9 protein-coding genes are annotated in these 14,895 nt (G+C 67.4%); 3 read left to right on the top strand and 6 right to left on the bottom strand.

Going from position 1 to position 14,895, the window contains the following annotated elements; all coding sequences use genetic code 11:
- Window positions 1-68: 68 nt before the first annotated feature.
- Window positions 69-2,981 (bottom strand): hypothetical protein, encoded by a 2,913-nt coding sequence (locus VF289_RS11530; protein WP_330884033.1) that lies wholly within the window; start codon window positions 2,979-2,981, stop codon window positions 69-71.
- Between the two features lie 329 nt (window positions 2,982-3,310).
- Window positions 3,311-3,973 carry a hypothetical protein gene (locus tag VF289_RS11525; RefSeq protein ID WP_330884032.1) on the bottom strand — a complete coding sequence of 221 codons (663 nt, stop codon included), beginning with the start codon at window positions 3,971-3,973 and terminating at the stop codon, window positions 3,311-3,313.
- 1,932 nt (window positions 3,974-5,905) lie between these two features.
- Between VF289_RS11525 and VF289_RS11520 the strand changes: the two genes are divergently transcribed.
- The 3 genes from VF289_RS11520 to VF289_RS11510 all read left to right on the top strand — a co-directional run bounded on the left by VF289_RS11520 (window position 5,906) and on the right by VF289_RS11510 (window position 9,097).
- The gene (locus VF289_RS11520; RefSeq protein WP_330884031.1) at window positions 5,906-6,337 is read left to right on the top strand and encodes a hypothetical protein; all 432 of its coding nucleotides are present in this window, start codon (window positions 5,906-5,908) and stop codon (window positions 6,335-6,337) included.
- Between the two features lie 111 nt (window positions 6,338-6,448).
- Window positions 6,449-8,491 carry a phage/plasmid primase, P4 family gene (locus VF289_RS11515; protein ID WP_330884030.1) on the top strand — a complete coding sequence of 681 codons (2,043 nt, stop codon included), beginning with the start codon at window positions 6,449-6,451 and terminating at the stop codon, window positions 8,489-8,491.
- 72 nt (window positions 8,492-8,563) lie between these two features.
- The gene (locus VF289_RS11510; protein ID WP_330884029.1) at window positions 8,564-9,097 is read left to right on the top strand and encodes a hypothetical protein; all 534 of its coding nucleotides are present in this window, start codon (window positions 8,564-8,566) and stop codon (window positions 9,095-9,097) included.
- Between the two features lie 65 nt (window positions 9,098-9,162).
- Here VF289_RS11510 and VF289_RS11505 read toward each other — a convergent pair whose 3' ends face one another.
- From VF289_RS11505 to VF289_RS11490, 4 genes are all read right to left on the bottom strand, one after another.
- Entirely contained in the window at window positions 9,163-9,318 is a 156-nt protein-coding gene (locus VF289_RS11505) for a hypothetical protein (RefSeq protein WP_330884028.1), read from the bottom strand.
- 2 nt (window positions 9,319-9,320) lie between these two features.
- Complete coding sequence (locus VF289_RS11500) at window positions 9,321-9,995, bottom strand: hypothetical protein (protein WP_330884027.1); 675 nt, start codon at window positions 9,993-9,995, stop codon at window positions 9,321-9,323.
- A 43-nt stretch (window positions 9,996-10,038) separates the two neighbouring features.
- Window positions 10,039-13,440 (bottom strand): AAA family ATPase, encoded by a 3,402-nt coding sequence (locus tag VF289_RS11495; protein WP_330884026.1) that lies wholly within the window; start codon window positions 13,438-13,440, stop codon window positions 10,039-10,041.
- Between the two features lie 597 nt (window positions 13,441-14,037).
- Window positions 14,038-14,817, bottom strand: coding sequence for a hypothetical protein (locus tag VF289_RS11490; RefSeq protein ID WP_330884025.1), 780 nt, complete (start codon window positions 14,815-14,817; stop codon window positions 14,038-14,040).
- Between the last annotated feature and the right edge of the window lie 78 nt (window positions 14,818-14,895).

Genomic DNA, 14,895 nt, shown 5'->3' with positions numbered 1-14,895 from the left:
TCTACGTTGGAGGGCTCCGCAATCGCAGTCACGATCGCTGCCAGCCGTCGACGGAGGGGCCGGGTTGCTTACCGCCGACTAAGAACCTTCGCCGTCTTGCCAGAGGTCTTCAAGACGGCGATGTAGCCGCTCTTGGCCGCCTTGACCTTGACGGTGATGGCCTTGCCCTTGTGTGCCGACTTCAGCACGAGGGAAGACTTTGTCGCACCCTTGATGGGCTTGCCGTTCGCGTACCACTGGTACGAAAGCTTCGTGCCGGAGGTCCAGCTGCCGGCCTTCGCGGTCAGCTTCGAGCCCACCCGAGCCGACCCCGAGACCTTCGGGGTGGGCGACTTCAGCGTGGCGCGGGTGACCTTCGAGGTCGCCTTCGAGGTCTTCGAGACGGTGGAGTACCCGCTCTTGGAGCCCGTGACGGTCACGGTGATGGGCTCGCCGACGGTGGACGCCGCGGGGGTGTAGGTCGACTTCGTCGCACCCTTGATCGACTTGCCGTTCGCCTTCCACTGGTACGAGAGCTTGGTGCCCTTCGTCCAGGTGCCGGTCTTCGCCGTGAGCTTCTGTCCCACCTTCGCGGTGCCGCTGACCTTCGGAGTCGAGGTCGACAGGACGCCGGAGGCGACGGGCTTGGAGACACGCGAGGTGTGCGAGACGGTCTCGAAACCAGCCCGCTCACCCGTGACCGTTACCGCGAGGCGCTTGCCCTTCAGCGACGGCGTGACGGACATCGACGACTTGGTCGCGCCCTTGATCGCGACGCCGTTGGCCTTCCACTGGTAGGAGAGCGTCGTGCCCTCGGGCCACGTGCCCAGAGTCGCGATGATCGTCTTGCCGATGCGGCTGCTGCCGGACAGGCCCGGCGTGGGGCCGGTCATGGTTCCGGCCTTGACCGGGGTGGTCGCTGCGGAGGTCTGCTCAGCGCTCGTGTAGCCGTCCAGGACGCCCGTGACGGTGACCGTGATCTCCTTGCCGACGTGCTCGGGCGACACCGAGAGCTTGGCGAAGATCTCGTTGTCCAGGGCGACGCCGTCGGCGTACCACTGGTAGGTGAGCTTGGTGCCCTTGGTCCACTGCTCCGGCATCGCGCTCAGCGTGTGCCCGACGGTGGGGGTGCCAGCGATGTCGGGGACCGGGGCGTCCAGGACGCCCGGCGCGACCGTGCCGTGCACGCTCGAGAGCCGCTTCTCGGGGTAGCCGTCGCGGGCACCGATGACCAGGAGGCCGATGTCCTTGCCAGCGAGGTCGGGGGTAATCGTCAGGCGGGGTCCGCCGTCGCCCTCGAGCCAGTGCAGATTTGCGCTGTGGCCGGCCGCCCAGACGTACTCGTACCGGGTGTCGGGCACCCAGCCCTGCGGGACCGCGGTGATCGTCTCGCCGACGCGGAGCGTGCCGGTGACCGTGGTCTTGCCCGGGGTCTGCGCCTCCGGGAGGACCGGGCCGTCGCTGTTCCCCGACGCGCTCCCGGAGATGTAGTCCGGGTGCGTCCCCTTCACGGAGACGATGACGTTCTGGTCGATGAGGTCGGACGTCAGGGTCAGGCTCGGACCGGTCGCGCCCGGGATAGTCACGTAGCCGTGGCCGTCAGGGCGCGTCGAGACTTCCCACTTGTAGGTCAGCTTCGTGCCCTCGGGCCAGCCGTGCGAGGTTGCCGTCAAGGTCGACCCGACATGCTCGGTGCCCGTCACCGAGACGGTCGCCTTGGGCATGGCCGGGAGGCTGACGGCCTCGCTCGGGTCCGACTCGACGGTGCGGTCGGTGTGGCCAGCGAGGACGCCGGTCACCTTGACGGTGATGCGCTTGCCGGTGGTGTCGCGCGGAGGCTTGATGCGGTCCTCGGTCTGGCCGGGGATCACCTCACCGTCGGCGAGCCACTCGTACGAGAGCTTCGTGCCCTTCGCCCAACCGGCGGTCTCGGCGACGATCGTCTTGCCAACCACAGGGGTGCCCGCGACCGCCACAGAGCCGCCGGTCTGCTCGACCAGACCAGCGACCTTCGTCGTGGTGATGCTGTCGACGCCAACCTGGTCGAATGTCCCCTCCGAGTCACCGAAGTAGAACCACACCGTCGTCAGGCTGATCTCGTGCCCGACGTGCCTGTCGCTGAGCACGTACTCGTCGGAGGAGAAGTCGACCTCGCTGTCCACGACGCCGTCGACCTTCCAGAAGAACTCCCGGGCCTTCCAGCCGGGCCAGGAGCCGGTCTCGGCCTTGAGGGTCGTGCCCACGGTCGCGCTCGTCGGGAGGGTCACCCGCGGGGTCACGGAGGTCGGGACAGAGGCGGTCTCGGCCGAGACGTGGTTCCTAGGCAGGTAGTCGACCTTGACTCCGAGCACTTCCACGGAGAGCTTCGCGCCGGCCTGAGCCGAGGTGACGGTGAAGTCGCGCTTCGTCGCGCCGGTGATCGGCTTGCCGTCGGCGAGCCACTGGAAGGAGAACCTCGTGCCCTCGGTCCAGTTGGCGGTCGCCACCGAGAGCTGCTGGTGCACCTGCGGCGGGTGCCCGTCCTGAAGCCCCGTGATCGCCGGGATCGACGAGGACAGCGTGCGGCGCAGCTGGATGTCGGAGTCCGCGATGTGCCACGGGGCCGAGGTGAAGCTCGCCGGCTGGTACTCCGGGTGCGAGGCGCTGACGGTCAGCGTCAGGTCCTTGTCCCCGTACCAGGGCTGGTCGAACAGGAAGGTGGGACCGGTCACCCAGTCGATGAGCTCACCGTCGACGGACCACTGGTACGTCACGGTCGTGCCCGAGGGCCACTCCAGCGGGAGCGCCTCGACGCCGCCGACACCGGGCAGCGGCGCGAGTTCGAGCGGCTCGACGACGAACTCGGCGCGGCCGTCGTCCTGCGAGGTGGTCGTGAGGGTGGTCGGGCCCGCGTGCGCCGGGGCCGTCGGACCGAGTGTCAGAGCGCCGCCGAGCATGAGGCTCGAGACGATGACGAGAGAAGCCGTACGCGCCACGGCGGTACGTGCTGAGAATGTGGACATACATCCCCCGTTCGAGGTTCGTGAAACCCCGAAATGGGGCCTCTTAGATACCACCTATTCTACTCGCTGAAGCATCACCCGAGAAGGTTTGTCGCGTAAGACTTTGAAGGGCTCGCACGGCCACGTTGATAAACCAACATGCCGGTGCCAAACCGGCACTATCTCTTCTCAGAGCGAACCGCAGGAGAATGCAAGGAGAGGGTGTCGGAACGACAAGAACCCCACCTCGGGAGGTGGGGTTCCTGCTGCCTCGGCCAGAGGCAATGTCTCGCTCTACAGAGACAAAGCCAGTCTACACGAGGAATGAGGAATATCGGAGGTGCACCGCGTCACTCGGCAGCACCAGCAGCGACCTCGCCAACCTCCTCGGTGACGGCCTCGCCGGCGTCACGCAGATCCTGCAGACGTTCGACGAAGGGGCTCGTGTCGGCTGCGGCCTCCTCGCGCAGCTGCTGCGCGAGAGCGGTGAGCTCCTCCTCCTGCGCACCGGCCATGGGCGCGAGGTCAGGCACGACGCAACCCTCCTCCAGCTCGAGGGGTTCGCCGAACTGGTCGCCGAGCTGCAGGAACACCGTGCCGGAGTCGGAGGCCGACATCACCCAGTAGGTCGCGTCGCCGGTGTAGTCGCTGGGGTGGGAGACGGGACCAGTCGCGATGCCGGTGACGCCGTGCCGGAGGAAGCTGTCCTCGACGAGGGCGTCCTCGGACACGTACGTCGCCGACCCCTCGCCGGCACCGAGGAGCCAGTGAGCCTCCTGCGCGACCTGCACCTCGCCGAGAGTCAGCATCGCCGCGGTGTCATGGCCGACGCCCAGAAGCGGGGAGAGCGCGACCGCGGAGCAAGTACCCGCCGCGAGGAGGCAGAGCCTGCCGAAGAAGGACGAGGCGACTGCGGAACCATCCTCATTGGCCCATGCGGCACGAAGCCTGCACAGAAGCGAACGGGAATCGGCGGTGGACGAGATGGACGGGGTGCCGGCAATGGCGGTCATAGTGACTCCTCTAGAGCGAGAGATGGCCACAGCTGCAGGGGCTTGGCTAGAACTCCTGCCGGTTCTGCTGTGGTGCTCCAAATGTATGGCCCCGGCGACCGAAAGGGAAGGGGTTGGACCAACTTTTCTCGACTTTCTTCTGCAGGTCGACGAGGCATGCTGATAAACCAGCATCGCACCGCCAGAATGACCCCTGCAGAACGCTCGAGAGAATCACGCGAGGCCTTGAGAACTGCGGGCTAGGCCTATCTGCCGGGGCGCGCCTCCGGCCCGCCCCTCCACGGGGAGTCGTCCAGGAGGAGAGGGCGAGCGCTTGATCTCCCTCGGGATCTCAGGGGTCAGGGGAGGGGGCGGGGCTCGCCGCAGGCGGCGCACTCGGGCATCAGCGCTGCCGATCGCAGGGGGTTGAAGTATGCCTCAACACCCATCACCACAGGTCAGATTCGGATCCCGGGGGGAGATCGGCCTGCCGTGTTGAAGTGAAGAAGATCCGCTTCAACACGCATCACTGCAGGTCAGAGTCCCTCTCTAGGCCAAATGTTGAAGTGTTGAAGTGATCTAGAGAGGTTCGTAGAGCAAATCTGCCGGAGGCCCGTGGTGGGGCCCCGATGCAGCATGTTCTACGGCGGGGTTCTGCCGAATCGCCTCAACCACCTCAACATTCAGCCCCGTTTCCCGTTCTGACCTGCGCTGATGCCTGTTGAAGTGCGCTCCGGCAACCTCAACACCGACCCGGTGGGTTCACCTCGACCCCTCCCCCTCCCCTGTCCGACCTGCGAGAACGCGACCGGAGGCCGTGTTGGAGCGCCGCTCAACAGGCAGCTCGACATCGCCACCGCGGCCAGCTCCCCCAGGGGTGTCAGAGGTCAGGGGAGGGGGACGCCAGGGTCCGGGGTCGCAGGGGTGTTGAAGTACGCCTCAACAACCATCACCGCAGGTCAGGGTCAGATTTCGGGGGAGATCAGCCTGCAGTGTTGAAGTGAGGAGGATCCACTTCAACACGCATCACTCCAGGTCAGAGGCCCTTATTAGACCGAGTGTTGAAGTGTTGAGGTGATCCAGAGAGGTTCATAGGGAACTTCCACCCCGAGGGCTGTAGCCGCTGCATGTTCTACGGCAGAATCCTGCCGAATCGCCTCAACACCTCAACAATCACTTCGGTTTCGTACTCTGACCTGGGCTGATGTCTGTTGAAGTGTGCCCTCGCAGCCTCAACACCGACACGTCGGGTTCGCGTTGACCCCCTCCCCTCCCCCTGTCTGACCTGGGAGAACGCGACCGGAGGCCGTGTTGGAGCGCCGCTCAACAAGCAGTTCGACATCACCACCGCGGCCAGCTCCGTCGCCGGCCGCGCGCCGCCTTCGCGGTCGCGGGTCCGGGCAACCTCGGCAGTCATGGCAGTAGTCATGCCAGTCATGCAGTCATGGCAGTTGCGTTTCATTACTGCCATGACTGCCCGTCCCTCGCTCTGCTGTCGGGCCGGTGGGATGCCGCTCGAGATGGCGGTGCGGCTACGCGCGGCTCGCGGCCGCGCGCGTAGGGCCCGGCAACCTCGGCTCGGAGGCTGCCCCCTCGCCTGGCTGACTTTGCGTGGGGCGGCCGGAGGCCGCGCCCGAAGGCCTTCTTGACCCCCGACTGCGCACCAGCGCCGCGTTCCCCTCGGCTCGAGTCCGGTCGCGTCTTGCCTGCGTCGTGATCACCGTGGGACCGCTCTGCCCGAGCGGCCGTTCGCCGTCAGTCACGATCGGCGCAGGTGAAGATGTTGCTTAAGCACCTTGCGAGACCTGAAGGAGCCATGTAAAATATACCCACTCCAGCAGATCCCACAGGGTCCGGGTACCCAAACCCGGCCAGCATCCCTGATAGTGGCCGGTGAATAGAGCCCAGACGAGGCCGGGAACCGGATGACTCCCCGCACCCTGAGGACTCTCCATGTCTGCTGATTCCACCCCTGATGCACCCCTGGCCGACGTCGGCCCGGTGCAGACCCTCCCGCGCTCGGTCGAGATGCTGCGCTCCGACGAGGGCGACCCGATCCTGACGATCGGCGAGGTCAGCCAGATCCGCGTACCGGGCCACCTCCCGGCGTTCGGCTCCGAGCCGACCATCCGCGACCACATCGCCCGCGGCGTCGTCCCCACCGAGCGGCTGGGCGGCCGTGGTGTCGGGATCCGCCGGTCTGACCTGTGGCGGCTCCACATCCCCGGCCGTCTCGTGCCCGCGTCCATGCAGGAGTACGTGGCTCCCCGGCAGAGCTCGCAGGACACCCGCGAGATCGCCGACGTGACCGCCCAGGTGATCCGGAGCTGGCCCACGATGGACGACCTGCACCGCGCAGCGCTGCGCGACCTCCTCGCCTCCTGAGGACAAAGAAGAACGCCGCCGGCTTAGCCGACGGCGCACTCCCCCAGTCTGAACCTCGCCGCTGAGCCTGCAACTCATTCGCGGCACCATCTCCTGAAAGGCCCTTTCATCGTGGCATACAGCGACGCCGAGAACAAGTACGAGCAGCCCATTTGGGATGACGATCTCGATGGCCCCGACACCGCCCCGCCGCTCGAGCTCGTCCCGCCGCCGGCGGAGGAGATCCCGCTCCCCGACTGGGCGGAAGCCGCGCTCGCGAGTGCCGAGCGCTGGCTCCAGCCGCGCATCACCTTCGCGACCCAGAGCGCGATCATCACGAACATTACGACGGCCGTCCTGCGTGGGGTCCCGAGGAGCGTCGTACTCGACACCGACTTCTCCAGCTTCGTCGTGCACATCACGAACAGGCTGCTGACGAAGCGGAACGATGAAATGCCGAAGGGTACGCCCACCGCCGGGAAGATGACCCTGCTGAAGTCCCTCACGCCCCGGCAGATCGCGAGGTTCATGAAGCATTTCAACCACGCCGTGCTCATCAACCCCGTCGATCTCACTCGCCCCCGCAAGACCGACTTGATCGCCGTCTACGTAGGGGACGGGCCGCGCGCGGGTACGTACGACACCGACGAAGACAGCATCGTCGAGGTGGCTCGGAAGCACTACAACGAGGACCTTTCGCCCTACGACGCAGAGTCCGTTCTGAAGCTCCTCAAGGGGTTCGCCGACCGCAAGCCGATCACGAGTCACCCCGACCTGATCGCTTTCAAGAACGGGATCTTCCACTACGGCAACACCGACTTGGACCTCGAGATCGAAGGTAAGCACTTCCATTTCGCCCCCAAGTCGCTGAACCCGTTCGCACCCGAGTTCATCTTCGTGACGAAGACTGAGGTGCGGTACCTGGATGTTCCGGAGCTCCCCGAGGTGCGGATCTTCGACAACGTCGCCACCGACGGGCCGAACGGATGGGAGGTGCGGGAGTGGATGGATGACCTCGGCGACTGGGAGGGTGGTGAGGGGATCACGGAACTTCTCTGGGAGGTCATCGGAGCGTCCCTTCGCCCGTTCGTCTCCTGGAAGAAGACGGCGTTCTTCATCTCCGAGAAGGGTAACAACGGCAAGGGCACCTTGTGCGCACTTATGCGCAACATACTCGGACCCGCCGCGCACGCCTCGATCTCGATCACCGACTTCGCCAAGGACTTCGCCCTCGAAAGCCTTCTGCGTACGCACGCCGTCATTGTCGACGAGAACGACGTGAATGCGTTCACGGAGAAGATGGCCGCTTTCAAGGCGGCCGTCACCGGCGACCACTTTCAGGTCAATGTCAAGTTCAAGGACATGATCAACTTCAAGTGGAAGGGGTTCATGGTGCAGTGTCTCAATGACATGCCGAAGGTGAGCGACAAGACCGGCTCTTTCTACCGCCGCCTCCTCTTCATCCCCTTCTCGAAGAGCTTCACGGGCAAGGAGAATACGTACATCAAGGACGACTACCTCGCGCGCCCGGAGGTCCTCGAGTACGTCGCCTGGTACGCGATGAACAAGGTCGGGGCCACGGCCCCTGGTGACTACTACCGGCTGAGCGAGCCCGTGGCGAGCCAGAAGTACCTCGCGGAGTACGTGGAGTTCAATGATCCCATCCAGCACTTCTGGGCCGAGAATCGGGACCTGTTCCGTTGGGACACGCTCCCCATTAAGGGATTCCTTTATCCGCTGTACAAGGAGTGGTTGGACAAGATGATTCCGGGAGGCAAGAAGGTGGGATACCCGAAGTTCCTGAAGGAGCTTCTGATGATCATCGAATACGACTCGGACTGGTGGGCTGAGATGGTTACCGATGGGGAAGGTAAGGAGCGGGTCAAGGTCGAGCGTCCGAGCGGTGTGACTGGCGTTCGCGAGTCCCTGATCGAGACCTATCGGATCCCGGAGTTCTGGGACGAGCGTCGGAGGCACTGGTCGACGTATTGGTGCAAGAACGACGGCCTGGCCGGGATCAAGCGGAAGGTGCCGGGCTCGGCGAAGCCACTGCCGGGCGACCTGCCCTGCGAGGACGACTGCACCTGCCGTGCCTGCAAGCTCCGGGACTACACCCCCGCCCCGGGGACCGGAGTCTGGGTCAACGCCGCCGAGGACGCCCCGGACGCGGCCTGACCGCAAACACCTGACCACCTGACCGCAGTACCCCAACACCCACCGAAGAACCCGACAGATAGGACATCCATCATGGCTCTCAACCGCAAGCTCACCCGCGAGGAGAAGGCGATCCGCGAGCAGCAGGCCGAGCTGCAGCGCCAGCTCGAGGCCCTGCAGGCCGAGAACAAGGCCGCGGAGGCAGCGCTCCAGGCCGCGGCGAAGGTCGCCGGGCTCAGCGCCTACCGCGTCGTCGACGCTCTGTACGACCTGCTCGAAGTCGATCCCGAGACCCCGACGAGCCGCATCACCGATCGCGGCACCGTCGCGGTGCCCGTCGACAAGAAGGAGGAGGAGCGCACCGAGCGCCTGCTGACCATGCTCGAGACGATCATCGAGGAGGCCGACCCCGCTTTGCTGGGCCGCCTGAAGACGGAGGACAAGGGGGGCGTCGAGATGCGCCACCTCGAGCGCGAGGAGCGCCGTGAGAAGCGCGAGAAGCGGGGGCGGGGTCGGACCGCCCCGACGCCCGTCCAGCCCGTCCAGAAGCCCCTGACGGCCCCTCAGAGCGACGACGAGGACGAGGAGGAGCCCGAGACGCCCCAGTGGGGTCAGCTCGCCTCCTGAGCCACTTCACGAAGAAGCCCCGCCGGATCGCTCCGACGGGGCTTCTTCATACCCTGGGTGCCCGCTCACGTGCGCAGCGGGCGACCCTCGGCCTTGGGGCAGGTGGGAGCGTGCTCGATCGGCTCCCCCGCGTACAGCGCGGCCATCTCGTCGCACTCGGGGCAGATCCGGTAACCGCCGGCGAACACCTCGTCGCCGTGGAGCGCAGGTCCGTTCCACATGGTCACATCGCCTGACCCTGGGACTGCAACTGGGGCTGACGAGCCCGCAGCTGCGCCTGCCGGCGCTGCATCGCCTGCAAGCGCTCCGTCGCCGACTGCCCCTGCGCCTGCGCCGCGGTGGCCCGCGCCGCCGCCGCCGGAGCCTGCCGCGGAGCACGGGAGGTCCGCTCGGCCGCCGGGGACTGCTGCTGCTTGCGCCGTGCAGCCGCCTCCGTCGCCGTCTGGTGCGCCCGCTGCACCTGAGCCTGCGACCGCGCCCTGCTCTCGGCCTGCGCCTGGCTCTGAGCGCGCGCACGCGCCTGTGCCTGGGCCTGGGTGCGCTGGGCCTGAGCACGCTGAGCCTGCGCCCGAGCCTGCTGCTGGCTCTGCGCCGTCCGATCCGAGGTCTGCGGCTGCCGGCGTTTGGCCGCCTCCGCCGCCTCGGCCTGACGCTTGCCCGCGTCCTGGGCCTGACCGGTCGGGGACGCCTGCTGCCCCTTGGTCGTCCTGGCCTCGGCCGCGTGCCGGGCCGCCTGCTCCCGACGCGCGACCATCCGCCGGCGCTGCCGGTCCTGCTGCGCCTTCCTGAACTCCGGGGAGTCCTCCCCGAACCGCTTCTTTGCCGCCTCCATGCCGTCGATGCGGATTGCCGACTGCACCTTCTGGACGTCCTTGGGGTTCACCGTCTGCTGTGCCATGCCTGACTCCTATCTCGTGGTGGGTACTGCTGGTGGGTACTGCTCAGAGCTCCATGCCGTGATCCTGGCTCGCCTCCCTCTCCCGGCTCTTCTGGTTGGCCCGTGCCAGCCGCTCATGGATCGACGGGGCGCGCCGCTCCTGGCGCGCCTCCTTCGCGATCTGTGCACGGTGGTTCTGGATGCGGATGCCCTGCAGCGTGTCGATGAGCGACCCGTCGCCCGCGGCGGCATTCAGCTCTCGCAGGACCTGACCGGTCGCGTCGTTCTTCGACATCGACGGGGCGGCGGTCGCGAGCTCCACGCGGCGAGTAGTGGCGAACCGCTTCAGCTCCTCCGGGTAGCGGAGCTTCGCCTCGGTCATCACCTCGTGGACACGCTGGTAGCGGGCCTCCTTCGCCACGCGCTCCTGCTCGGCCTGGCGGATCTGCTCCTGCTCGCGCTGCTGCGCCGCCAGTCGCTCCTGCTCGGCGGCCTCCGCGCGGACCCCCTCGAGCCGCGCGAGGAAGACGTCGGGCTTGCCCGGCTGCCAGTGCATTGCCCGCTGCGCGAAGTACGCCTCGTTCACGAGCTTCACCTCCGCGGCCGCCCGCCAGTACTCCTCGTCACCAGCCGGGTAGTCCTCGCGTGCGAAGTCCAGCGCCCGCTGATGAAGCACCGCGAGCTCGCTCGCGTACTCGCCGCGGTAGACGTCCAGCGGATCAGACGGCGCGGCCGGTGCGTCCTGCACCGACGCCTCAGTCTTCGCTCCCTCGAGAACCCACTGACGACGAAGTTTCGGCTCGAGCTCGAACGGCTCGTCCTCGAGCGACAGGTCCAGCGACTTCCGCTCGGGCTGAGCCTCGATGGTCTTCTGCTTGTCGTGCTCGCGTGCGATCGTCGCCTGCACGGCGCTGAGACCCTCGTCCCCTCGGACACGGGAGACGGCAGCGGTGAACTGCTCGAGCACGTCCGCGTCGTCCTCAGCGACCGCGTGGAGCAAGTTCGCGTACCGGCCGCGGGTGAGGCCGACGTAGAGCCCGGCCGCGTCGGTCTGGCCTGACAGCACCATGTGTGCGGTGTCGACGGTCATGCCCTGCGCGCCGTGCGCGGTGACCGCGAACGCGAGCTGGACGTTCTCGCGCACGTAGTTGGGGTCCAGCGTCCGGTGGTGACCCGACTCGACGTCCTTGACGATGACCGACCCGTTCTCCTGCACGGAGCGGACCTCCCAGACCTGACGGTTCGCGACGTCCATCTCCCGGTCGTTCAGTCGGGTCGCGACGCGCGCGCCCTTGGCGATCGGGTCACCGTCCCGGCCGCGCACGACGACGCTGGCGTCGATCGTCCTGTTGGCGACGAGCTCGTCGTAGACGGCGCGGTTGATGCGCTGGGCGACCGTGTTGGTTGACGCGACGGCGATCGAGTTCTCCCCGGCCGTCGTCTCGAGCGCGACCGTCTCGGCGACCCGGCCGATGACCTCGTCGACCTCGCCCGTGCGCACCTGACCGCGCTCCTGCAGCATCGCGACGAACGCGCCCGGCTCCTCCCGCTCGCGGAGCTTCAGCGACGCGTCGGCGTACTCGGTGTCGATCTGCGGGGTCGTGCTCGTGCCGTCGGCGATCCGGAACCGCTGGACGTTGGTGAGGTCGTGGTATGCCGAAGTCGCCGCCCACGCGTCACGCAGGTAGCCGCCGCGGCCGACGGCCGGCAGCTGCTTGGAGTCGCCGAGCAGGACGATGCTGCCGACGCCCTTGTCGTCCGCGTACCGGTGCAGCGCCCATGCCGTCTCCTTGTCGAGCATGCCGGCCTCGTCGACGACCAGGACGCTGTCCTTGTCCATGCGCCACTCGAACAACTGCGGCTTCCACTGCTCGGGGAGCGTCCAGCGCCCACGGTCATCGAACGACGCGCCCGCGGCGACCAGCAGGCCGTGCACGCTCGTCGCCTGCGCGCCGATGGACTTCCCCATCTCGAGCGCGCCGCGCTTGGTCGGCGAGACGGCGACCAGGCGACGGTCCTGCGCGATCAGCTCCTCGTTCGCCGCCTCGAGCATGGTGGTCTTGCCGCTGCCCGCAGCGCCCTCGACGACGACGAGCGCGTGGTTGCCGGTGATCGAGCGCGCCGCTGCTGCCTGGTCCTCGCTGAGCGAGAAGCTGCCCCTGTTCTCGGTCACGTACCCGTCACGTCCACCGCGCTGTCCGCGCTCCTGCAGACGACGCATCACCTCCCGATCGTTGGTGACCACGCGTCGGGTCGTGAAGCGCGTCCGCTTGGCATCGTTCTGCGGGTCGAGCCCGTCGAGCTCGAGCACCTCGCCGGTCGCCGCTTCGATCGCGGCGGACCGCACGGTGAGCGCGTCCTCGCCCAAGACGTACGTGTCGGCCACCCGACGGTCGATCGCCGCCAGCAGCTCCATCCGGGAGAACGCCGTGCTGTGCGCCTCGAGGTCCTTGATCGCCTCACGGGCGATCACCTCGGCGTCGATGGTCGCCGGGTCCTCCCGCATGACGGTGCGTGCCTCGTTCTGCTGAACGACCTCAGCCAGCCGCTGCGCCTTGTCCTCGAGCACGCCCGCCGCCGTCTTCGCCGTGGCCTTCTTCTCCGGACGGTCCGTCGCCCACCCGAGCTGATCCCACTTGCGCACCTGCGCGGCGCTCGGCTCCTTGCCCGGGTTCTCCGACCGCCATGACGCCTCGGCCGCCTCCTTGTGCGCGGCGACCTGGTCGCGACGCGAGGAGAACTCGTCCACCAGCGGCTCGAACTCGGCGATCTTGCCGCCGCCAACGCCGGGCTCCCACGTGTAGCCCTCCTCCGCGATGACGCGACGCAACTCCGGATCCGTCGACATCGCGAGGTCCGCCGCTGCCGACATCCGACCCGCCGCGGCGTAGACCATCGCCCCGTCGACGGCCTTCCACTCGAGGCCCTTGCGGGTCTCAACCTCCACCCTCGGCAGCAGCTGCACATGACGGTGATAGTGCGGGTCTCCCCCACGCGAGCTCGTGTGCTGAACGTGCGTCGCCTCGACGCGAGAAGCGCGCACCGCGACCTGCGGGCCACGAGTCTTCATGACCGCACGCCCTGCCGCGTGCACCGCGAACGCCTCGACCGACGCGGTCGTCGCACGGTCCATCGCGGCCTCGAGCGCCTCACCGATCCGGGGGTTCGCAGCTGCCGCGAGCGACAGCGACTTCGAGGACGAGACGAGCACCTCGTGGTACACCGGCGACTTGCGCTGACCTCCGCGCTGTTGACCGCGCACGGGCGAGTTGGCATCGAACGGGTCGCGGTGCTCCATCCAGCGACGGAACTGCTCGCCGTCGATCTCGCGGGCCGACGCCTTGCCGTTCTCCACCGCGATGTGGGTGACGGGGAGGTCCTTGCCCTCGCGGAGGTACGTCTCGCGGAGGTAGTTCTCCGCGGCCTGTGCCGTCCCTCGGAAGGTGACAACTCCGCCCCTGCTCATCTGCCTGCTCCGTCTCTGTCCGGGAAGTCCGGACACGCCGGACGGGGGTCATTTCAGCAAGGTGAATATGACCGCCCCGGAGGACGAGCATGCGCGAGAAATCTGGCAGGAGAACCCGCAGGTGTAGCGGTCTCAATTGTACGCCGCTGGCGTCTGGCCCCGCAAGGGGCCGCTAACTCGCGCAGCGAGTTAGATTGCGTGCCTCTGATTCTCCCTTGCCGTGTGTGCACGCCTCCAGTCGGCATGTGTGCACATGATCGGGTGGGGGCGTGCACACACTCAACGTCGACGCATCAGCCCCTCGCGCGTGCGCGGGTCGACGGTGGTGAAGTCATCCGCCCTCGGGGTCATCAGCCCACCGGGAGGTCGTGGTCAGTCCTGTGGGAACGGCCGGTCTCATCGGTGTCCGGTGCCGTTGCCGCTGCGGTGGTGGGAGTTCGGTCGTGAGGTCGGAACGCCGGGGCCGTCTCGTGGTCCGCGGTGGCGTCCGGGGGGCGACTGCGTCCATGCACCGTCGGCGCTCACAGCGCCGGGCGCAGCGGAAAAAATAGAGAGCCCCGACCGTGATGGTCGGGGCTCCCCGTTGGTAGTTGGCGGTCATGCGGCGCTGGGGACGTTCCCCTCGGCAGTCGTGGGCAGACGGTCCATCGCGGAATCGACCAGCTCGGTCCTCGTCCAGACGGTGGTGTCCGCGAACACCGCCGCCAGCCGGGGCACACCCGAGTGCTCACGCTGCAGCTGGCCCAGCAGCCGGTCGTAGTTCGTGCACTCGTGCCACAGCACACGACGGCACCAGTCCTTGACGAGCTCGGGCTCCATCGCCTGCAGCTGGACCGCCGGCGAACCCTTCGCCGCCGTGTAGTAGTCGATGCGCTGCTGCGCCCGCTCCACGAGTGCCGACCAGTCCGCAGGCGGATCGATCATCTGGAGCTGCTGCCTCAGCTCCACGGCGGCGCACATGGCATCACACCCCGGCTGAGTATCAACCGCGCGACGATGGATCTCATCCATCCCAGCGCCGTACCTGCGGCCGAGCTCTGCCTCTTCGACGCGGACCACCCTGTACCAGTTCACGACACTGCCCCCGGAGGCGTTGAGCGGGACCACCGCGTCCGGATCGCCGATGCACAGCAGGATGACCGCTGGCGTCCAGCCGCGATCGACGAGCTGCTCGGTCGACAGGAACACGGGCTTGCCGCTGGCGGCGCGCGCGGCGTCGTGCTGCCAGAGCTCCGTCGTCTCGATCGTCTTCACGGTCGCAAGGTCATACTCGTAGTCCGTGGACGTCAGGTGCGCGCGGCGCAGCTCGCTGGTCCAGCCACGCGCGTAGAGCTCGCGGGCGGTGATGTTCCGGACGGGTGCCGTCGTGGTGCTCATGGTGTTCTCCTGGCCGAGGTCTGGATGGTCCGGTGGTCGGACGTCCGAGGGAGTCTGTCAAGGAGGCACCCGGGCCGG

This window comes from Brachybacterium sp., from assembly GCF_036379615.1.
Taxonomy (GTDB): Bacteria; Actinomycetota; Actinomycetes; order Actinomycetales; family Dermabacteraceae; genus Brachybacterium.
This window is presented reverse-complemented; position numbering and strand designations above follow the sequence as displayed.